This window comes from Janthinobacterium sp. BJB401 (genome assembly GCF_013372745.1).
Lineage (GTDB): Bacteria > Pseudomonadota > Gammaproteobacteria > Burkholderiales > Burkholderiaceae_D > Janthinobacterium > Janthinobacterium rivuli.
Genome location: NZ_JABXFH010000022.1, coordinates 34994 through 56723 on the forward strand (window position 1 = coordinate 34994; position 21730 = coordinate 56723).

16 protein-coding genes are annotated in these 21730 nt (G+C 64.9%); 12 read left to right on the forward strand and 4 right to left on the reverse strand.

Annotation, left to right across the window (positions count from 1 at the left end; genetic code table 11):
• Positions 1 to 219 precede the first annotated feature (219 nt).
• From HWE17_RS15645 to HWE17_RS15670, 6 genes are all read left to right on the forward strand, one after another.
• Complete coding sequence (locus tag HWE17_RS15645; protein WP_176389380.1) at positions 220 to 1734, forward strand: ABC transporter ATP-binding protein; 1515 nt, start codon at positions 220 to 222, stop codon at positions 1732 to 1734.
• Positions 1727 to 2803, forward strand: a complete 1077-nt coding sequence (locus HWE17_RS15650; RefSeq protein WP_035825304.1) for an ABC transporter permease — start codon at positions 1727 to 1729, stop codon at positions 2801 to 2803. The genes HWE17_RS15645 and HWE17_RS15650 overlap by 8 nt, the downstream gene beginning before the upstream one ends.
• A complete protein-coding gene (locus HWE17_RS15655) occupies positions 2796 to 3725 on the forward strand; it encodes an ABC transporter permease (protein ID WP_176389381.1) in 930 nt (309 codons plus the stop codon). The genes HWE17_RS15650 and HWE17_RS15655 overlap by 8 nt, the downstream gene beginning before the upstream one ends.
• Before the next feature lie 21 nt (positions 3726 to 3746).
• Positions 3747 to 4823 carry a BMP family ABC transporter substrate-binding protein gene (locus tag HWE17_RS15660; RefSeq protein WP_176389382.1) on the forward strand — a complete coding sequence of 359 codons (1077 nt, stop codon included), beginning with the start codon at positions 3747 to 3749 and terminating at the stop codon, positions 4821 to 4823.
• 121 nt (positions 4824 to 4944) lie between these two features.
• A complete protein-coding gene (locus HWE17_RS15665; RefSeq protein ID WP_099379493.1) occupies positions 4945 to 5781 on the forward strand; it encodes an HDOD domain-containing protein in 837 nt (278 codons plus the stop codon).
• 137 nt (positions 5782 to 5918) lie between these two features.
• Entirely contained in the window at positions 5919 to 7535 is a 1617-nt protein-coding gene (locus HWE17_RS15670) for a M28 family peptidase (RefSeq protein WP_176389383.1), read from the forward strand.
• A gap of 165 nt (positions 7536 to 7700) precedes the next feature.
• Here HWE17_RS15670 and HWE17_RS15675 read toward each other — a convergent pair whose 3' ends face one another.
• Together HWE17_RS15675 and HWE17_RS15680 are read right to left on the reverse strand one after the other, a co-directional pair.
• The gene (locus HWE17_RS15675; RefSeq protein WP_176389384.1) at positions 7701 to 8915 is read right to left on the reverse strand and encodes an MFS transporter; all 1215 of its coding nucleotides are present in this window, start codon (positions 8913 to 8915) and stop codon (positions 7701 to 7703) included.
• Between the two features lie 148 nt (positions 8916 to 9063).
• Positions 9064 to 10062, reverse strand: coding sequence for an LLM class flavin-dependent oxidoreductase (locus tag HWE17_RS15680; protein ID WP_176389385.1), 999 nt, complete (start codon positions 10060 to 10062; stop codon positions 9064 to 9066).
• Positions 10063 to 10322: 260 nt separating this feature from the next.
• Between HWE17_RS15680 and galT the strand changes: the two genes are divergently transcribed.
• The 5 genes from galT (at position 10323) to HWE17_RS15705 (ending at position 19409) form a co-directional block, all read left to right on the forward strand.
• Complete coding sequence (galT, locus tag HWE17_RS15685) at positions 10323 to 11426, forward strand: galactose-1-phosphate uridylyltransferase (protein WP_176389386.1); 1104 nt, start codon at positions 10323 to 10325, stop codon at positions 11424 to 11426.
• Positions 11423 to 12538, forward strand: a complete 1116-nt coding sequence (locus HWE17_RS15690) for a M24 family metallopeptidase (protein WP_176389387.1) — start codon at positions 11423 to 11425, stop codon at positions 12536 to 12538. Before galT ends, HWE17_RS15690 begins: the two co-directional genes overlap by 4 nt.
• Positions 12535 to 13602 (forward strand): galactokinase, encoded by a 1068-nt coding sequence (galK, locus tag HWE17_RS15695; protein WP_176389388.1) that lies wholly within the window; start codon positions 12535 to 12537, stop codon positions 13600 to 13602. The genes HWE17_RS15690 and galK overlap by 4 nt, the downstream gene beginning before the upstream one ends.
• A gap of 66 nt (positions 13603 to 13668) precedes the next feature.
• On the forward strand, positions 13669 to 15519 hold the full coding sequence (locus HWE17_RS15700) for a glycoside hydrolase family 2 protein (protein ID WP_369681742.1): 1851 nt from the start codon (positions 13669 to 13671) through the stop codon (positions 15517 to 15519).
• Between the two features lie 53 nt (positions 15520 to 15572).
• Positions 15573 to 19409: an NAD(P)-binding protein gene (locus HWE17_RS15705; protein ID WP_176389389.1), complete on the forward strand. Its 3837-nt coding sequence runs from the start codon at positions 15573 to 15575 to the stop codon at positions 19407 to 19409.
• A 315-nt stretch (positions 19410 to 19724) separates the two neighbouring features.
• Here the strand turns inward: HWE17_RS15705 and HWE17_RS15710 are convergent, their stop codons facing one another.
• A complete protein-coding gene (locus HWE17_RS15710; RefSeq protein ID WP_176389390.1) occupies positions 19725 to 20225 on the reverse strand; it encodes a hypothetical protein in 501 nt (166 codons plus the stop codon).
• A 436-nt stretch (positions 20226 to 20661) separates the two neighbouring features.
• On the opposite strand from HWE17_RS15710, the gene HWE17_RS15715 reads away from it, so the two are divergent.
• Positions 20662 to 20961, forward strand: a complete 300-nt coding sequence (locus HWE17_RS15715) for a hypothetical protein (RefSeq protein ID WP_099400830.1) — start codon at positions 20662 to 20664, stop codon at positions 20959 to 20961.
• Here the strand turns inward: HWE17_RS15715 and HWE17_RS15720 are convergent, their stop codons facing one another.
• On the reverse strand, positions 20962 to 21375 hold the full coding sequence (locus tag HWE17_RS15720) for a VanZ family protein (RefSeq protein ID WP_255206268.1): 414 nt from the start codon (positions 21373 to 21375) through the stop codon (positions 20962 to 20964).
• Positions 21376 to 21730: the final 355 nt, after the last annotated feature.

Sequence of the window (21730 nt, forward strand, 5' to 3'; positions counted from 1 at the left end):
ATCATCGCACCTTCTCGCCCTTGCGGGGCAAGGCGGCCGCTGTAAAGCTGATAATTTTTTTCAAAATTGTATACAGGTGTTGTTTTTTTGAGGAAATAGAAATGCGCGCCGCCGCGTCATCCCCCAAGCATCGCGGATGCCGATACGATAGAGACAAGAGCTTGAATTTCTCCACCGGCGACGATGCCGGCGACCCTGCAGCGAGGCACGAAAAAAACAATGACGGCACGCCTGGAATTACTCGATATCAGCAAGCGCTATCCGGCCGTGGTGGCCAATGACGGCATCTGTCTCACCGTCGCGCCCGGACAAATCCACGCCGTACTCGGCGAAAACGGCGCCGGCAAATCGACCTTGATGAAAATCATCTACGGCGCCGTGCAACCCGATGGCGGCCGCATCCGGTGGAATGGCCGGGAAGTCGAGATCGCCAACCCGTCGGCCGCGCGCGCGCTGGGCATCGCCATGGTGTTCCAGCACTTTTCCCTGTTCGACACCTTGACCGTGACGGAAAACATCGCCCTCGGTTTGCCCGCCGGCACCAACATGGCGGAGCTGGCGCAGCGCATCGAAGCGACGGCGCGCCAGTACGGCCTGGACCTGGAACCGCAGCGTCACGTGCACACGCTTTCCGTCGGCGAATGCCAGCGCGTGGAAATCGTGCGCGCCTTGCTGGCCAAGCCGCAACTGCTGATCCTCGATGAACCGACGTCCGTGCTGACGCCGGGCGCCGTGGAAAAACTGTTTACCACCTTGCGCCAGCTGGCGGCCGAAGGCTGCAGCATCCTGTACATCAGCCACAAGCTCGACGAGATCCGCGCCCTGTGCCATACGTGCACGGTGGTGCGCGCCGGCAAGAACGCGGGCGTATGCGACCCCTCGCAAGAGTCGGCGGCCAGCCTGTCGCGCATGATGATCGGCGCCGAGCCGCCTGCCGTCACGCGCGTGGCGCGCACGCCCGGTGCGGCCATGCTGAGCGTGCGGCAGCTGGACCTGGCGAAGAGCCATCCGTTCGCCACGCAGTTGACGGACATCAATTTCGACGTGCGCGCGGGCGAGATCGTCGGCATCGCGGGCGTGTCCGGCAATGGCCAGCAGGAATTGCTGGCGGCCCTGTCGGGCGAGGACATGCGCGCAGCCCCCGCCAGCATCGTGCTCAATGGCACGCCGGCGGGCCGCTTGCCGCCCGGCCGCCGCCGCGCCCTGGGCTTCGGCTTCGTGCCGGAAGAAAGGCTGGGGCGCGGCGCCGTGCCCGACATGGGGCTGGCCGACAACGTGTTATTGAGCTTGCAGACACCGGCCACCATCCGCCATGGCTTCGTGCGCCATAACGTCATCGCGCAGCGGGCGGCCGCCATCATCGCCCGCTTCCAGGTGAAGGCGGGCGGGCCGCAGGCGCTGGCGCGCAGCCTGTCTGGCGGCAACTTGCAGAAATACATCGTTGGCCGCGAAGTCATGCGTGAACCCACGGTGCTGGTGGTGGCGCAGCCGACCTGGGGCGTGGATGTGGGCGCGGCCGCGCAAATCCGCGCTGAATTGCTGGCCTTGCGCGATGCCGGTTGCGCGCTGCTGGTCGTGTCGGAAGAGCTCGATGAATTGTTCGACATCAGCGACCGTTTGCTGGTGATGGCGAAGGGAAAAATCTCGCCATCGCTGGACGTGGCCGAGGCCAGCGTGGCGCAGGTGGGGCAATGGATGAGCGGGCTGTGGCCGCAGGAGGCAGCCCATGGCTAAATTTGCCTTGCGCCTGGAAGCCCGGCCGACTCCGTCGCGGCTGATGTCGTGGCTGTCGCCCGTGCTGGCCGTGCTGCTGACCGTGCTGTGCGGCGCGCTGCTATTTCTTGCGCTGGGACACGATCCGCTGGCCGGTCTCGCTGTCTTCTTTGTCGAACCCTTGCGCGACGCGCACGGCTGGTCCGAGCTGGGCCTTAAAGTCGCGCCTTTGTTGTTGATTGCCGTGGGCCTGGCCATCTGCTTTCGCGCCAACATCTATAACATCGGTGCGGAAGGGCAACTGACCCTGGGCGCCATCTGCGGCGGCGCGGCCGCCTTGCACCTCGATGACGGCGTCGGCGGCGCGGCCATCATCAGCGTGTCCCTGCTGGCCGGCATGGCGGGCGGCATGGCGTGGGCGGGCCTAGTGGCGTGGCTGCGCGACCGCTACAACGCCAGCGAAATCCTCGTCTCGCTGATGCTCGTCTATATCGCCCAATTGCTGCTCAGCTATCTCGTATACGGCGTGCTGCGCGACCCGGAAGGGTTCAATTTTCCCCAGTCGAAACTGCTGTCCGACGGCTTGCTGTTGCCGATGGTGATCAGCGATACGCGCTTGCACGTGGGCATCGTGTTTGCTTTGCTGGCTTCGCTGGGCGGCTGGCTGTATTTGTCGCGCAGCATTGCCGGCTTCCGCCTGCGCGTGGGCGGCATGGCGCCGGCCGCCGCGCGGTATGCGGGCTTTTCCTCACGCAAGACTTTATGGTCATCCCTGCTGATTTGCGGCGCCCTGTCCGGCCTGGCGGGCGCCTGCGAAGTGCTGGGGCCGATGGGGCAGCTGACGCCCACGGTCTCGCCCGGCTACGGCTTTGCCGCCATCATCGTCGCTTTCGTCGGACGCTTGCATCCCGTGGGCGTGATTTTTTCCAGCTTCGTCATGGCCCTGTTTTATATCGGCGGCGAACTGGCGCAGTCGCGCCTTGGTTTGCCCAGCGCCATCACGGGCGTGTTCCAGGGCATCTTGCTGTTCGCCTTGCTCGCTTGCGACGTGCTGATTCAATACAAATTGCGCTGGAGAAAACATGGATAACCTGCTGCTGACCATCGCACCGCTGGTCGCCGCCAGCATCAATGCGGGCACGCCGCTGATGCTGGCCGCCCTTGGTTTGTTGGTGAATGAAAAGGCGGGCGTGGTCAACCTGGGCGCGGAAGGCATGATGCTGGTGTCGGCCATCACGGGTTTTGCCGTGGCCGTCAACACGGGCAGCGCCACCTTGGGCTTTCTCGCGGGGGCGGGCGCCAGCATGGTGCTGTCCGGCTTCTTTGCCTGGCTGACCGTGTGGCTGGGCACGAACCAGTACGCGACGGGCCTGGCTTTATCTCTGTTCGGCGCCGGCGCGTCCACGTATATCGGCTTGAAGTACGTGGGCAACAGCTTGCAGAACGGCCGCTTCGGCATCCCTTTCCTGGAAGATATTCCCGTGCTGGGGCCGGCCCTGTTCCGCCAGCATCCGATGGTGTATCTGTCCTTGCTGCTGTGCGTCGCCATCGCCTGGTTTCTGTACCGCACGCGGGCGGGACTGGTGCTGCGCGCCGTGGGCGAATCGCCCGCGTCCGCGCATGCGCTCGGCTATCCCGTGCGCCGCATCCGCCTGGCGGCCGTGCTGTTCGGCGGCGCCTGCTGCGGCCTGGCCGGCGCGTTTTTATCGCTCGTGTACACGCCGCTGTGGGTCGAGGGCATGGTGGCGGGACGCGGATGGATCGCGCTGGCGCTGACCACCTTTGCCACCTGGCGCCCGGCGCGCGTGGTGGGCGGCGCCTACCTGTTCGGCGGCATCACGATTCTGACGTTCCACGCGCAGGCGCTGGGCGTGCCGATTGCATCGCAACTGCTGTCGATGCTGCCCTACCTGGCGGCCATCGTCGTGCTGGTGCTGATCTCCAGCAATGCCAATTACATCAAGCTCAACATGCCCGCTTCGCTGGGGAAAAATTTCAATCCCGGAAATTAATCACTGACCACAAGGAAAACCATGTCCAAGAAATTGTTGTGCGCCGCCGTTTGCAGTGCGATTTTGATGCCCGCCATGGCCGCCGCGCCCGCCGCCGCGCCGCTGAATGTCGGTTTTGTTTACATTAGCCCCATCGGCGACGCGGGCTGGACCACCCAGCATGACCAGGCGCGCAAGGAAATGGAAAAGGCGCTGGGCAGCAAGATCACCACCAAGTACGTGGAAAACGTGCCGGAAAGCGCGGATGCGGAACGGGTCATCCGCGACCTGGCGCAAACGGGCAGCAAGCTGGTCATCACGACCTCGTTCGGTTACATGAACCCCACCTTGAAAGTGGCGAAACAATTTCCTAATGTGAAGTTCATTCATTTGACTGGCTACAAGACGGCCGTCAACGTGGCCAACACGAATGCGCGTTTCTACGAGGGCCGCTACCTGGCCGGCGTGTTGGCAGGCAAGATGAGCAAGACGCATGTGGCTGGCTACGTGGCGGCATTCCCGATCCCGGAAGTGTTGCAGGGCGTTAACGCCTTTACGCGCGGCATGCGCAGCGTCGACCCCAAGGCGGAAGTGAAAGTGGTGTGGGTCAATAGCTGGTTCGATCCGGGCAAGGAGCGCGACGCGGCCATTACCCTGATCGGCCAGGGCGCCGACGTGGTCACCCACCACACGGACTCGACCGCCGTGGTGCAGGCGGCGGAAGAAAAGGGCAAGTATGCGATCGCCTACCATTCGGACATGAAAAAGTATGGTCCGAAGGCGCAGCTGGCCGCCGTCACCCACCATTGGGGCGACTACTATACGAAGCAGGCGCAAGCCGTGCTGGACGGCACGTGGAAAACCAGCAGCACCTGGGGCGGCATCAAGGATGGCATGGTCAAGCTGGAAGGCATCAACGCCGCCGTGCCGGCCGACGTGAAACAGTTTGTATTGGCGCGCGAGAAAGACTTGGTTGCTGGCAAGCTCAATCCGTTCAGCGCGCCGATCAAGGATAACGACGGCAAGGTGCGCCTGGACAAAGGCGTGCTGGACGATGCGGCGCTGACGAAGATGGATTATTTTGTCGAAGGTGTGGCAGGGAAAGTTTCCGGAAAGTAATAGGTTTGAGTTTGAACTTGCTGTAATATTGCCGGAAACGGGAGCCAGGCCGGGGATACATGCGCATTCCCGGCCCATCCACACAGCAGAGCCTGAACAGGCCCGTACCGGAGATTGACCCATGGACAGACTGGAAGTATTCAAGATTATCGCGCTGCAAGCGAGCAAGGGCGAGCTGACGTTCCCCGCCAACGTCAAGGCCACCTTGAAGCTGCAGGAAGCGCTGGACGACCCCGATTGCCATATCGAAGCGGCCGCCCGCATGGTCATGGCCGAGCCGCTGCTGTCGGCCCGGGTCGTGGCCTTGGCCAACTCGGCCGCCTACAACCGTTCCGGCAATGAAATCGCCAATGTGCGCGCGGCTGTCTCGCGCCTTGGTTTTGCCACATTAAAGTCGATGGTGGCGTCCGTCATCGTGCGCCAGCTGGGCAGCCAGATTACCGATCCGCAATTGCGCGCCAAGGCGGCCAAGCTGTGGGAACACACGGCCCACGTGGCCGCGCTGAGCCAGGTGATCGCGCGCAAAGTCACGCATGTCGACGTGGAAACGGCCATGTTCGCCGCCATCGTGCACGAAGTGGGCGGCTTTTATCTGCTGTCGCGCGCCGAGGAGTATCCGGGCTTGCTCGACGACAATACCGAAGACTGGATCGAATACGGTGAAAAGTTGATCGGCCGCGGCGTGCTGCGCCAGCTGCAAGTGCCCGACATGGTCTTGCAGGCTGTGGAAGGCATGTGGCATGGCGGCAGCCCGTTCCCGCCCCGCACCCTGGGCGCGACCCTGGTGCTGGCCAACGATTTGTCGCCCGTGGGCTCGCCTTTGCACCCGCCGGAAAGCGCCGCGCGGCGCCAGGCGGCGGCGAAGATCGACTTCGGCATCGGCGGCAGCACCTTGCACACCATCCTCGAGGAATCGGCGGAAGAGATCGAATCGCTGGCGGCCGCACTGCTGGTCTGAACGTTCTTCCTGAAATATCCCCGCCTTTGCCGCGGGGATTTTTTTCGTCCGCATTTTGATCCATCTTTCTCCATGGCATACAATCGCCGGCTCGGCCATCCGCCGGACCGCTTTCCTCCTCTTACCCAAAGGATCTTATGCAGAAGCTGTTTTCTTCCCTCGCCTTGACTGCGCTGGCGTTTTCCGCGCAGGCCGCGACCGGTTCGCCCATCGTGCAGGAAGCGCCCTTGCGCGCCCACCTGGCCTTCCTGTCCAACGATTTGCTGGAAGGCCGCGGCACGGGCCAGCGCGGCGCCGACCTGACGGTGGCCTACCTGGAAACCCAGGCGCAGATGGCCGGCTTGCAACCCGTGCGCGGCAACAGCTATCGCCAGAGCGTGCAGATCGCCGGCGTGAAATCCTTGCCGCAAGATAGCAGCCTGCAGGCGGTGGCGGGTGGTGGAAAGGCCGTGCCACTGGCGTTCGGTCCGGACTGGGTCTGGGCCACGGGCTACTCCGTTGCCGCCCACACCTTCGACGCGCCGCTCGTCTTCGTCGGCTACGGCATCACGGCGCCGGAAGAAGGCTGGAACGATTTCAAGGGTGTCGATGTCAAAAACAAGATCGTCGTCATGATGGTCAACGATCCGCAGCCGACCGCTGCCGAACCAAACCGTTTCGCTGGCAAGGCGCTGACTTATTATGGCCGCTGGACCTACAAATTCGAGGAAGCCAAACGCCAGGGCGCGGCCGGCGTCTTGCTGATTCACACGAAACCGTCGGCCTCGTACGACTGGAGCGTGGTGCAGAACAGCTGGAGCGGCAGCGAGCGCTTTCAATTGGCTGACCGCACAGCCGGCACGCCGCTGCAGGGCTGGGTCGCGGAAGACGCGGCGCGCCGCCTGTTCGCGGCCGGTGGGCAGGATCTGGACGCCTTGCGCGCGCAAGCGGAAAGCAAGGACTTCAAGGCCGTCGCCTTGAACGCCAAGTTGTCGGGCGAGATGAAGTCCATCGTGCGCAAGGTGGAGCAGTTCAACATCGCCGGCATGGTGCCGGGTACCGACCCGACACTGAAAGAGGAAGCCGTCATCTACAGCGGCCACTGGGATCACCTGGGCAAGCAGGGAGATACTGGCGACACGATCTACAACGGCGCCGTCGACAATGCGTCCGGCACGGCCGGCTTGCTGGCCATGGCGCAGGAAGCCGTGAAAAAGCCTGCGAAGCGCACGCAGATCTTCCTGTGGGTGGCGGCCGAGGAGCAGGGTTTATTAGGTAGCGCCGCCTACGCGGCCGATCCGCTGTGGCCCCTGAACAAGACGGCTGCCGCGCTGAACCTGGACAGCCTCAATTTCGTCGGCGCCACGCACGACATCGGCGCGCAAGGCAGCGAGCGCACGGAACTGGGGGCCATGGCCGCCACGGTGGCGAAATCCATGGGCATGCACATCGCGCAAGCGCGTCCCGACCTGGCCGGCGGCTATTTCCGCAGCGACCATTTCAGCTTCGCCAAGGCGGGCGTGCCCGCGTTTTCCATCAATGGCGGACGCGAGTACATCAAGGACGTGGAAAAGTCGAAAGCCAAGGCGGCCGCCTACGGCCCCCGCTACCATCAGGTGACCGATGAGTACGACGCCAGCTGGGATTTATCGGGCATGACGCAGCAGGCGCAATTTACGCTGAACCTGGGTCTAGCCGTGGCCAACGCGGCGAAGATGCCGGCCTGGAAGGCGGGCGATGCGTTTGGCAAGGCGCGCGAGCAGGCTGCAAAGTAAGGGGTGGTTTGTGCCAACAATGTTGTCGGCTTACGCGCTGGCGCGCTAAGCCGACCTACGTGACTTGTTTCTATCAGCATCAGGCGTAGGTCGGATTAGCGCGGCGAAGCCGTGCGTAATCCGACAGTATTGTTGGCCCCATAGTGTTGGCGCCGCAGCGTCGGATCAGGCAGCCCGCTCCAGCCGCCGCTGCGTGTGCCGGTACTTGCTCCACACCAGCAGCAGCAACAGCGGCATGGCGCCGCCCACCATGCACAGGGCGGGCCAACCGCCGGCGGCAAAGCTGGCGCTGGCCAGGGCCGAGCCAGCGGAGGCGCCGATGAAGCCGCCAGCGATGAAGACCGTGGTGACCCTTGCGCGCGCATGCGGCGCCAGTTTATAGATGATCGACTGGTGCGTCACTTGCAAGCCCATCACGCCCATGTCCAGCAGGACGATGCCGATCAGCAGCAGCATCAGCGAATGGGCGCCAAAGCCGATCAGGGCCCAGCCCGCGATCGAGGCGACGGCCAGCAGCCAGGTGGCCTGGCGCGCATAGCCGCGGTCGGCCATGCGGCCCGCCGTGTTGGCGGCAAACGCGCCCGTGGCGCCGGCCAGGCCAAACAGGCCGATCTGCATTTCCGAGTAGTGGTAGGGCGCGCCGCTGAGCAAGAAGGTCAGGCCCGTCCAGAATACGCTGAAGGTGCCCAGGCCCAGGCCCGAGAACAGGGCGCGCTGGCGCAGCAACGGTTCCTGGCGGATGATGTCGGCCAGCGAGGCCAACAGCTTGCCATATTGCAGCTTGCCGCGTGGCGCTTCGTTTGGCAGGATGCGGCGCAGCATGACGAGCAGGGCCGCCACGACGATGGCGGCCAGCACGTAGACACTGCGCCAGCCTCCGCTGATCTGCGACACCGTGCCGGAGACGGTACGCGCCAGCAAGATGCCCAACAACAAGCCCGTCATGACGGTGCCCACCATGCGGCCCCGGCTGTGATCCGGCGCGTACGAGGCCACCATGGCCGTGACGACCATCAAGGCGCTGGACGTGATCCCCATCAAGACGCTGGCGATGGCAAAGACGATGATGTTCTGGCTGGTGGCGGCCAGCAGCAGGGCGGCTATCTTGGCGATCAGCATCCACGTCAGTAACTGGCGGCGGTTCAGCACGTCGCTGAGCGGCACCAGAAACACGATGCCCAGCACATAGCCGATCTGCGTGGCCGTGACCAGGTAGCCCGCTTGCGGCACGCTGACGCCAAACGAGGCGGCCAGCATGGACGTGAGCGGCTGCACGTAATAGAGGCTGGCGACGAGCACGCCGGCGGACAGGGCGAACAACAGGATGCGGGTCGACGTCAGCAGGGCGCTGGCGTCAACATTCGATGGTGCGGATTTCATGCGCTTACAACTTTCTTGGAATGATGCTTTTGGATGGACATGATAGCGGGGCTGCGCATTTCTTGCCGGGCAGGCAAAAAAATCCCGGCGATCGTTGCCGACGGCCGGGAAAAGGGTATAGGGGGATATACCGAGGGAGAATTAAAACTTAAGCAGCGCGTGCCAGCTCCGCATGCACCTGCGCCGTGATTTCATACGAGCGCAGCCGGTGCTGGTGGTCGAAGATCTGCGACGTGATCATCAGTTCGTCGGCGCCCGTTTCGGCGATGAAGGCGGCCATCTTCGCCTTGACGGTGTCTGGCGCGCCGATGGCGGTGCAGGACAGGACGGAATCGAGCATGGCGCGTTCCTGCGGGCCCAATTGCTCCAGGTAGCCGGGCACGGGCGGCTGCAAACGCGACGGGCGGCCCGTGCGCAGGTTGACGAACGCTTGCTGCATCGACGTGGCGCGCAGGTGCGCCTCGGCATCCGTGTCGGCGGCAAAGACGTTAAAGCCCAGCATCACGTACGGTTTCGCCAATTGTTTGGACGGCTTGAAGTGTTCGCGGTAGTAGGCCACGGCTTGCATCATCATTTGCGGCGCGAAGTGCGAGGCGAAGGCATACGGCAAGCCCAGGTGGGCGGCCAGCTGGGCGCCAAACAGGCTCGACCCGAGTATCCACACGGGTACCTTCGCGCCCTTGCCGGGCACGGCCAGCACGCGCTGGCGCGGCTCGTCGGACATATAGTCGATCAATTCCTGCACGTCCTGCGGGAACTGCTCCGCGTCCGATTGCAGGTCGCGGCGCAGGGCGCGCGCCGTCGTCTGGTCGGAGCCGGGCGCGCGGCCCAGGCCCAGGTCGATGCGGCCCGGATGCAGCGCTTCCAGGGTGCCGAACTGTTCCGCGATGACGAGCGGCGAGTGGTTCGGCAGCATCACGCCGCCGGCGCCCACACGGATGGTTTTCGTGCCGGCCGCCACATGGGCGATGACGACGGCCGTGGCGGCGCTGGCGATGCCGGGCATGCCGTGGTGTTCGGCCAGCCAGTAGCGGTTATAGCCCCAGCGTTCGCCGTGCTGCGCCAGGTCGAGCGTGTTCTTGAACGACTGGCTGGCGTCGCTGCCTTCGGCGATGGGGGCCAGGTCGAGTATGGAAAATGGAGTCATGGTAGCGATATCGGGACGTGGTTGAAAATCACAATGGACGATTTGTCTATCCCCTGACGACAATAGGGTCGGCCTTGAAAGCGGCAGGGATGACAGGCTGGACACATGATAATGCGAATCGGGAATTTGCGTACTGATCGGTAAAAAACTCGTGCCGGCTGGGGCCGGTGCTGCTTAAACTGGTGAAATCGCCGCAAACTCTGGAACTTTCCTTGCCAGCCCCAGTCTTAAGAATTCGTGCCTTAAGATTGTGAAACATCATGTATTGCGAGCAACTCGTCAAACCCGACGGGCGCCAACTGACCCTTTACAGTAGGCGTCCCATCGTCGTCGCTGGCCTTGCACCGAGCCCTTTCCCCTTGCCGCAGGAAGCCAATCCGCACTTGCGCTGGCACCCCTTGCGCGGCGAGTGGGTGGCGTACGCAGCCTATCGCCAGGGCCGCACCTTTCTCCCTCCGGCGCAGTACAACCCGCTGGCGCCCACGCGCGATCCCGCGCATCCGACGGAGTTGCCTGCCGGCGACTACGATATCGCCGTCTTCGACAACCGCTTTCCCACCCTGGCACTGCATGCCCATGACCCGCCCGACCTGACGGTCGCCACGGCGCCCGCTGGCGGCCACTGCGAAGTGGTGGTGTTTGCTCAGGATGCCGGCGCCTCGCTCGGTACCTTGCCTGTCAGTCACATCGTCTTGCTGCTGCAAGCGTGGGCCGAACGCACGCAAGAGCTTGCCAAGCGGCCCGGCATCGCCTATGTGCTGCCGTTCGAAAACCGTGGCGCGGAAGTGGGCGTGACCCTGCACCATCCGCATGGCCAGATCTACGCCTATCCCTTTGTTCCACCGGTGCCGGCCCGCATGCTGGCGCAGGAAAGCGCGTATTTTGCCGAGCATGGCCAGGCCTTGCTGGTGGACATGGCGCGGCGCGAAGCCGATGGCGGCGCGCGCCTGCTGTATCTGGGACCGGAAGCCATCGCTTTTGTTCCCGCCTGCGCCCGCTACCCGTATGAAGCGTGGGTGATGCCGCGGCGGCAGACGGACAGCTTTGCGGCCTTGTCGGCCGGGCAGCGCGAGGATCTGGCACGCGCGCTGAAAACCGTCTTGCTGAAATACGACGGCCTGTGGCAGCGCGAGATGCCCTATCTGATGGCCTGGTACCAGGCGCCGCCGGACGGGTGCGCGCATCCGGAAACGCAGCTGCACGCGCAGTTTTATCCACCGTACCGCACGCGCGAACGGCTCAAATACCTGGCCGGCACGGAGCTGGCCGCCGGCATGTACGCCATGGATGCCTTGCCCGAGGAATCGGCGCGGCAGTTGCAGGAAGTGCGCGTGGCATGGGAAATGGCGGGAGAGATCGCATGAATTGGAATGTTGAACTGGAAATTGCACATAAACTGGCGCAGATGCGCGGCTGGCTGGAGCAGGAGCGGGCGGGCGCGCTGCGCCTGCGCGGCGTGGACTGGTTCGCCTGGGCCACGGCGGGCGCGTCGGGCAGCGCCTGCCAGACGGCCGAGTGCGGCTGTGCCGAGGTGCTCGTCACGCGCGATGCTGCCTACATCCTGACGGATGCGGCCGAGGCGCAGCGTCTGCGCCACGAAGAAGTGCGCGGCAGCTGGACTTGGCAAGTGACGCCGTGGATGCAGCCGCGGATGGCCGAATTGCGCGAGCATTTCGTGCAGCATGCGGCGGGTGGGCGGCCCGTGCTGTGCGACCGGCCTGGCCTGCATGAACGCAGCCTGCCCGTCGTGCTGCGCGAAGAGCGCTTGCCCTTGCTGGCCTCGGAACAGGCGCGCTACCGCGAAGTGGGGCGCCTGGCCGCCGCTGCCGCCAGCGAAGCGCTGCGCGCCGCGCGTCCCGACTGGAGCGAGCAGGAGCTGGCCGGCGCCTGCGCCCGCGCCCTGTGGTCGCGCGGCCTGCACGCCGTGTACGTGCTGGCGGCGGGCGCCGAGCGCTTCGGGCGCTACCGGCGGGCGCCGCCGGCCGCGTCGCCGCTGGGCGAACGGGCCGTGCTGGCGCTGTGCGCGCAGCGTTTCGGCCTGTGCGCCAGCCTGAGCCGTCAGCGCCGCTTCGTTCCCGTCCATCCCGTGCGCGACGGCATCGGCGAAGCGGACGCGGCCATCTTGGCGCTGGAAGCGGTGGCGCTCGATGCCTGCGAAGTGGGCCACGCGCTGAGCATGGTGTATCACGCGCTCGACAGCGCCTATGCGTATGCGGGCCAGCCCGATACGGTGCACGAATACCGGCAGGGCGGCATCGCCGGCTACCGCTCGCCCGAAGTGGCCGCCGGCGCGCACACGGAAATCACCCTGAAGGAGGGCATGGCCCTGGCCTTCCATCCCACTTTGCCCGGCAGCATGGTGGAAGACACTTTCCTGCTCAGCGGCGGGCACCTGCACAACCTGACTTGCGACCCGGACTGGCCGGCCACATCCGTGCAGGGGCGGCTGCGTCCGCTGACCCTGGAGTTGCCATGATCACCCCCGAGGCGTATTTCGGCGCGAGCCCCGTGGTGGATGCCTCGGCGCCCGGCAGGGTCAACCTGCTGGGCGAGCATACGGACTACAACGATGGCTACATGCTGCCGTGCGCCACGCCGCAACGCACGCGGGTGAGGCTGGCGCTGGCCGCCGATGGACACCATCAGTTCTATTCGGCAACCCTTGATGAGCTCGTGCGTTTCGAGCACCAGTGCGCCGCGCCGCCCGGCTTCGGCCGCTACCTGGAAGGCTGCATCCGCCTGCTCGAGGAGCGCGGCGTGGCGGTGCCGGCCGTGCGCGCGCATATCGAATCGGACGTGCCGCCGGGCGCCGGCCTGTCGAGCAGCGCGGCGCTGGAGATCGCCATGCTGCGCGCGCTGCGCCAGCTGCTGGGGCTGTCGATTGACGACGTGTCGCTGGCGCTGATGGGGCAGCAGGCGGAAATCCGCTATGCGCAGGTCAATTGCGGCGTGATGGACCAGATGGCGTCCAGCCTGGCCGACGAGCGCCACATGCTGCTGCTCGATGCGCGTACCTTGCAGCATGAATTGCTCGACTTGCCTGGCGACAGCGAGGTGCTGGTCATCGACAGCGGCATGGCGCGCACCCTGGCCGGCAGCAAGTACAACGAGCGGCGTGCCGAGTGCGAACAGGCGGCGCGCCTGCTGGGCGTGGCGGCGCTGCGCGACGTGCGCGAGCCGTCCATGGTGGAAGGCTTGCCCGAACCGTACCGCCGCCGCGCGCGCCATGTGGTCAGCGAAAACCTGCGCGTGCTGCAAGCGTGCGGCCAGCATGGTCCCGTTCTGTTCGGCCAGTTGATGACGCTGTCGCACGCCAGCCTGCGCGACGACTACGAAGTGTCGCTGCCGGTGCTCGATGCGCTGGTGGCGTTGCTGTCGGCGCAGTCCGCCGTGTACGGCGCGCGCCTGACGGGCGCCGGTTTTGGCGGGGCTTGTGTGGCCCTGTGCCGCAAGCACTGCGCCGCCAGCGCTGGGCGCGCGGTGGTGCAGCGCTTTAACGCTGCCGGACACAGCGCACGCATGGTGGTTCCCTTGGCATGAGCGTGGTTTGATCTTGCTCATGCGTTGCGGCGCAAGTCCCATACGCCGGAACTTGCTCCCTGCGGCATGCATCCAACACGCATGCTCAATGACCATCTCTCCCCACCGAATACGCATGACGGCCAGGCTGAAACCGTCCTGCCGGGCGCGGGCGCCTTTGCCTATCCCCGGCCGCAGATGGTGCGCGAAAATTGGCAATCGCTGAACGGCGCCTGGCGTTTTACGTTTGACAATGAGCGGCGCTACCGCCTGCCCGACGGCGGCATCGGCTGGACGCACGAGATCATCGTGCCTTTCCCTCCGGAATCGCAGGCCAGCGGCGTGGGCGACCGAGGCTTTCACCGCGTTTGCTGGTACCAGCGCGAGTTCCTGCTGCAGCCGGGCGGTCCCTGCGTGCTGCTGCATTTCGGCGCCGTCGACTACCATGCCAAGGTGTGGCTGAACGGGCACGTGGTGGCCGACCATGAGGGGGGGCACACGCCGTTTGTCGCCAACATCAGCCATGCGCTGCTGCCCGACGGGCCGCAGGTGCTGACGGTGCGCGTCGAGGATGATCCGCACGACCTGGCCAAGCCGCGCGGCAAGCAGGACTGGCAACTGCTGCCCCATTCCATCTGGTATCCGCGTACCACGGGCATCTGGCAAAGCGTGTGGATCGAGCGCGTGGCGGCCACCTACATCGGCAAGCTGCGCTGGACACCCGTGTTCGAAGGCTACGAGATCGGCTGCGAAGTGTTCGCCATGGGCGACCTGCAGGATGACCTCACCGTGGCCGTGCGCATCTGGCATGGCAGCAACCTGCTGGCCGACGACCAGTACAAGCTGATCGAGAACGAGGCGAGCCGCAAGATCGCCCTGTCCGACCCCGGCATCGACGATTCGCGCAACGAACTGCTGTGGAGCCCGGAGCGGCCCATTTTGCTCGATGCCGAAGTGACCTTGTGGCATGACGGCGAGCTGCTCGATACCGTCAAGTCGTACACGGCGCTGCGCTCGGTGGCCATCAACCGCGACCGCTTCATGCTCAATGGCCGGCCGTATCCGCTGCGCCTGGTACTCGACCAGGGCTACTGGCCCGACACCCTGCTGGCGGCGCCTTCCGACGATGCCTTGCGGCGCGATGTGGAACTGGCCAAGGCCCTGGGTTTCAACGGCGTGCGCAAGCACCAGAAGATCGAGGATCCGCGCTACCTGTACTGGGCCGACCGCCTGGGCTTGCTCGTCTGGGAAGAAATGCCATCGACGTACCGCTTTTCCAGCAAGGCCATCACGCGCATGGTGCGCGAATGGACGGACGTGATCGAACGCGACTACAGCCATCCGTGCATCCTCGTCTGGGTGCCGTTCAATGAGTCGTGGGGCGTGCCCAACCTGACGGCCATCCAGGCGCACCGCAACGCCGTCGAAGCGCTGTACCACCTGACGCGCACGCTCGACCCCACGCGCCCCGTGATCGGCAACGACGGCTGGGAAGCGTCGGCCACCGACATCCTCGGCATCCACGATTACGACTGCGATCCGGAACGCCTGCAGGCGCGCTATGCGATCAGCGACTCGGCCCGCACGACCCTGTTCGACCAGCGCCGTCCGGGCGGGCGCATCCTCACGCTCGACGGCTTCCCGCACCGGGGCCAACCCATCGTCCTGACGGAGTTTGGTGGCATCGCCTTCGACCGGGAACAGGGCGAATCGGCGGAAACCTGGGGCTATGCGCGCGTGGGCAACGAGGCGGCCTTCCTCGATATTTACCGGCGCCTGATGACGGTCGTCAATACGGCGCAGATGTTCAGCGGCTTTTGCTACACGCAGTTCGCCGACACCTTCCAGGAAGCCAATGGCTTGCTGACGGCGGACCGAACGCCGAAGGCCGCGCTGGAACTGCTCAGCGCGGCCACCCGCAACATCCGGCTCAATTGAACGCAGGCCGGACCTGGCAAGTTTCATCTGGTTCAGATTTCAAAGGGGCAGGCATGGCCGATACCGATGGCGCGGCAGCGCCGTTCCTTACTTACTGGCAGGCCGGCTACGAAGGCGCCGACCACGTCACCCATGGCGGCCAGGCGCTGGACATGAACCGCGCCACGGGCCACCTGGACAGGGTGCGCGAAGACTACCTGCTGTTGCGCCAGTTCGGCATTCGCAGCGTGCGCGAAAGCATAGGCTGGCGCCTGGCCGAGCGCGATGGCCAGTTCGATTTCTCTTTCATCGAGGAGCGCGCCGCCGTGGCGCAGGAGCTGGGGCTGCAGATCAACTGGACTTTCTGCCACTACGGCTGGCCGGCCGGGCTCGACCTGTTTTCACCCGACTTCGTGCCGCGCTTTGCCCGCTATTGTCGGGCAGCAGCGCAGTTCCTTGCGCCGTATGCGGGTAGCGCGCCCGTGTACTCACCCATCAATGAAATCTCGTTTACCAGCTGGGGCTTGTCGGTGCACATGTTCCAGTGCCTGAATATGTACCGGCCCGATGCGAGCCAGGAAGGCAAGCGGCAGCTGGTGCGCGCCAGTATCGCCGGCTGCGATGCGATCCGTGACGTCAGTCCGCAGGCGCGGTTCCTGCAATGCGATCCCCTGATCCACGTGACCGCGCCGCCCGGACGTACGGACTGGGTCGACCAGGCGGCGGCCTGGCGCGCCTCGCAGTTCGAAGCGTGGGACATGCTGTGCGGCCGGCAAGCGCCGGAACTGGGCGGCGCGCCGCGCTACCTGGACTTGATCGGCCTGAACTATTACCACAGCAACCAGTGGGAATGCGGCAGCAACCTGCGCCTGTGGTGGCACCTGGGCGAACCGCGCCGCATGCCCCTGCACCAGTTGCTGCTGGAAGTACAGGCGCGCTATCAGCGGCCTTTGCTGCTGGCGGAAACGAGCCACGTGGGCAGCGGGCGCGGTGCGTGGATACGCGACGTGGCCGCCGAGGCGGCGCTGGCTGTCCAGCATGGCGCCGCGCTGCGCGGCATCTGTATTTATCCCGTCATCGACCGGCCTGACTGGGACGATGCCAGCCACTGGCACCGCAGCGGGCTGTGGGAGGTCGGCCTGGAAGGCGAGGGGGGCGAGCGGCTGCGGCGCATCCTCGTGCCCCCCTACGCGGCGGCACTACGGCAGGCACAGCGCCTGACGGCACACCTTTGTTCAACGTTTGCCCCGGCGGGGCAGAAAGGAACTGGCATGCGAACCATCATCGTTTTTTCCCATTTGCGCTGGAATTTCGTGTATCAGCGTCCGCAACAGCTGCTGTCGCGGCTGGCGCAGTTCTACCGCGTGGTCTTTGTCGAGGAACCCGTCTGGGACGATGGAGCCAGCAGGCTGGAGCTGTCCACGCCGGCGCCGAACGTGACGGTGTGCCAGCCCCGCACGGCCGTGCAGGCGCCCGGTTTTCACGACGACCAACTGGCCGTGCTGCAGCCCCTGCTGAGCCAGATCACGCCTGCCGACGACCCCATCGTGTGGTTCTATACGCCGATGGCGCTGCCACTGCTGCCAGCCCTGCACGCGGGCCTGGTCGTGTATGACTGCATGGATGAACTGGCCGCATTCAAGAATGCGCCGCGTCAGTTATTGCAGCGAGAAGCGGCCTTGCTGGCGCGCGCCGACCTGGTGTTTGCGGGCGGTCCCAGCCTGTTTGAGGCGAAACGCACGCGCCACGCCAACGTCCATTGCTTCGCCAGCAGCGTCGACACCGTGCACTTCGAACAGGCGCTGGACCGCCACAATGGCCATCCCGCGCAGGCGGAGATTGGCCGGCCCAGGCTCGGCTATTACGGCGTGATCGACGAGCGTTTCGAGCCGGCCTTGGTGGCGGCGCTGGCCGACGCCCATCCCGACTGGCAAATCGTGCTGGTCGGCCCCATCCTCAAGATCGACCCGGCCAGCCTGCCGCAGCGCCAGAATATTCATTACCTGGGCCAGCAACCGTACCAGGCCCTGCCGCACTTCCTGGCCGGCTGGGACGTGTGCCTGCTGCCGTTTGCCAGCAATGAGGCGACCCGCTTCATCAGTCCCACCAAGGTGCTCGAATACATGGCGGCGCAACTGCCCATCGTCAGCACGCCGATCGCCGATGTGGCCGTGCCGTATGGCGACATCGTGGCCATCGCCGATACACCCGACGCCTTTGTCGCCGCCTGCGAGGCGGCGCTGGCCGCGACGCCGGAACAGCGCGCGGCCATGGCCGCCCGCATGCGCGCCATTGTCGACGCCACCTCCTGGGATGCCACGGTGGAGCAGATGCGCAACTTGCTCGACACGACGCCGCCGGGGCAGGGCGCCCGCCAGGCCGTGCCCGCCGCCGGCACGACACAGGCCGCCGCACCGGGCGCCGGCGCCGATGTCAATTTGCTGCATCCCCCCGGTGCGCCGCAAGCCGTGGCCTGCGCCATCATCGGCGCCGGTCCGACGGGCTTGAGCGCCGCCTATCACCTGGACGCCGATACTTTGCTGCTGGATAAAAATGCCGCCGTGGGCGGCTGGTGCCGCTCCATCCAGGACCGCGGTTTTACTTTCGATCACGCGGGCCACATCATGTTTTCCAACGATGACTATGTGCTCGACATGTACCGCACCTTGCTGGGGACCAATCTGCACTGGCAAAACCGCGAAGCCTGGGTCTACAGCAAGCGGGTCTACACGCGCTATCCTTTCCAGGGGGCGCTGTACGGCTTGCCGCCAGCCGTCATCAAGGAGTGCATCGTCGGCGCCATCGAGGCGCGCTACGGCAAGGCGCCGGCCGCGCCAAGCCCTGAAACGGCTGCGGCCTGCGCCGTGGAAGACTGCTGCGCCGACGGCGGCACGGGGCTGGAACAGCTGCACGATGCCGTGGCGGCGCCGGGCCAAGCCCAGGCCCAGACCGCGCCCAATTTCGAGCAATTCATCTATCAGGTGTGGGGCAGCGGCATCGCCCGCCATTTTGCGATTCCCTACAACAAGAAATTGTGGACCGTCCCCCTGGCCGAGATGGAAACGTCGTGGCTGGGCGGGCGGGTGCCCTTGCCGAACCTGGAAGAAATCATCGAGGGCGCGCTCGAACCGATGGCCAGGCCGATGGGCCCGAATGCGCGCTTCGGCTACCCCTTGCGCGGCGGTTTTCAGGCCTTGATGTCGGGCTTCCTGCCGCACCTGCAGGGCAAGCTGGAACTCAATGCCGATGTGGTGCAGGTCTTGCCGCGCCAGCACGTGATCGTGCTGGGCGACGGCCGCCGTTTCCGCTATCAGCACTTGCTGAGCACCATGCCCTTGCCGCAACTGGTGCGCCTGATCAGCGAGCAGGCGCCGTCGCAGGTACAGGCGGCGGCGCGCGCCTTGCGGCATATTTCCGTGCGTTGCGTTAACCTGGGCGTGGCGCGCGAAAACATCAGCGAGAAACACTGGATTTACTATCCGGAAGAGACGATATTCCACCGTATTTTCCTGCAAGGGAATGCCAGCCCCCACTGCAACGCGCCGGGCGGTTTCGGCCTGACGTGCGAGATCAGTTATTCGCCCTGGAAACCGTTGCCGCTCGATGGACAGGCCCTGATCGACCGCTGCATGGCCGACTGCATCGCGGTAGGCTTGCTGCGCGACGATGACCGCCTGCTGGCCGCCAACCAGGTAGACATGCCGTACGCCTACGTGGTGTACGACCACGCGCGGGCCGCCAATGTGGCGCTGGTGAAGGCATGGCTGTCCACGCAGGACATCGTGCTGGCGGGACGCTACAGCGAGTGGGAATACTACAATTCCGACCATGCCTTCCTGGCCGGGAAAAAAGCGGCGGAACTGATCGCCGGGCTGGCGGCAAGCCAGCGCAAGGTGGGTATGGTGGAGTAGGAGCTAGCGCCGGGAGCACGGGAATGGCGCTCCCGGCGCGTGGTACGTGGTAGACAGGATGGGTACGACGCACATGAGGGATGCGATGAAGATGAGGGACGGGCAACAGTGAAGATGAGGGACGGGTAACACAGGCAACAGACAACAGGCAGCAGGCAACAGGCAACAGGCAACAGGCAACAGGCAACAGGCCAGGACAATGGAACCTGCTGCCTGTGCCGGGCGTTGGTGGCGCGCCTGGACGCTGGCGCTCAGCGCCCCGAATGCCAGCGGCCAGGCGGGATCGGCGCATGCCGCGCTGATCCCCGGATATCGTTAATAGCGCTGCAGCAAGCCGTTGACCACCTTGACCCGATCGCCGATCTGGTAGCCGGGCTGGGAGTTTTGCATGAGGGTGCGCGTGCTGCCATCGTCCAGGCGCAGGGTGACCCGGTACTGCATGTTGCCCGAGGTGGTGCCCGCTGTGCCGGAGCTGCCCGACTGCATGTCGCCGCTGCCCTGATCCATGCCACGTGGCACCGGCTCGATCGATTGCACCGTGGCGGAGGCGATGCTGACGCCGGACTGGCTGCCGTCCATGCTCATGGCGTTGTTGGCCGTGGACGTGCGCGTGTCGGCGCCGCCGGTGCTGGTGTCGTTCATGGTGCTGCCGGTGATGCCGGTGTTGGTCGCTGCGTTGCCCGTCGCGGTCGTATTGCTGTAGCTTTCACCACTGCGGCCATTCATGCTGCTCATGCCGGTGCTGTTCGGATTTGAACTGCAGGCGGCCAGCGTACACAGCAGGCCGGCCAGCGCCATGGTTTTTTTTGCTCTCATCTTGTTCTCCTCTTGGTCTGACAAAGTGTTAACCCGGTTTCCAGGGTGTGGCGGAGGTCAGCGTCAATGGCGCATGCCAAGCATGGCCGCAACTACTGCTAAGTAATCCTCAGGAAAATATTGTCCATTTATGACGAACAGAACCGGATGCGATGCAAGGCGCCAGTTGCGCCGCGGTGCGCGCACTGCCAGCAGCTGGCAAGCCTCGTCGGCCACCTTGCAGAGTGCCGGTTATGGAAGTCAGAAATCACAATAATTTAATGGGGGTTACTTGGTAAGAGAGCAGGGCGGGAAAGATGTTCGATCCTTGTTATTTCACATTGAGGTACATCAAGCGCTTCAATTGTAGAGCTTGGTATAAAAGACATTCTTGTGCAGGGCGAGCACGGCGTTCGCGCTTTCCCCTTGTTCCCCGTTGCTTACTTCAGGAGAATAAATGTCTGCCGATTCCCATAGCGTCAAGCTGATCAATGAGCTGGTGATTGCGGTGTACGGTGCCCCAGGCGCTGCGAACGGCGCGCGCGCCCGTTATGCGCTGACGCAGGCCCTGCATGCCTTGACGAGGCTGTCACGGTCGGAACAGTTGATGGAGATGCAGCGCGATGCGGCGCGCGCAGCGGGAGCGGCCAGCCGGCGGGAGATGCGCACGGCCTTGCGCCGCATCGCCAGCCGGGCGGCAGCCGGCCAGGGGCAGCTGTCGCTGGCGCTGGGTGCCGGCGATGGCGGCGCGCCGTGATCAGCCTTGCTGTTTCTTCAGCGCGGCGGCGGCCATGGCAGGCCAGCAAAAGTACAGTGGCAGCACCACGGCCGTCGCGGCCGTGATATCGACCACCCAGTCGCTGACGGCGCCACGGCGGTATGGCAGGAAACTCTGGATGAATTCGTCCAGCGCACCCATGGCCGCCACCATCAGCACCGACAGCAGCGCCCGGCGCGCCATGCCGCCAGCCGTGCCGCTGAACAGGATCAGAGCCAGCACGCCATAGCCGACGGAATGCAGCACGCCGCCCGACGCATATTGGCCCACGTCCGCGCGCACACCGGGAATGTCGCCGATCAGGATCACCAGGGCATAGAGCACCAGCGCCGTGCGGTAGCGCAAGCGTTCGTAGCGGTCGGCAAAACACAGTTCGGGCAAGGGTGCAGACATGAGGCGTCAGAACAGGTGGAAAGGCCGTCACAATATCATGGGCAGGGCGGGCTACCGTGTTTTTGCGCAAGAGCTTGCCGTGCGGGCAAAAAAAAGGCCCGCGGGGACGCGGGCCAAAAACCCAAATGAAATGGGTCAAGAGTTGAGAGTTGCTCGGTACTCAGCATGTCGCGCGCCTTGCCGGCGCTCGCCACGGTCATGAAAGGGAGTGGTGTGCCATCGCGGCACACCTGTCTGTAGTCAGGCATATCGGTTGCCTGTACAGCAGATGAAGCAAGTATAGGGGGCGAAGATGACGGGCTGATGACACGCCGCAACATTTTTTTGCGGTAGCCAGAAGGAGCGGGAAGATTGT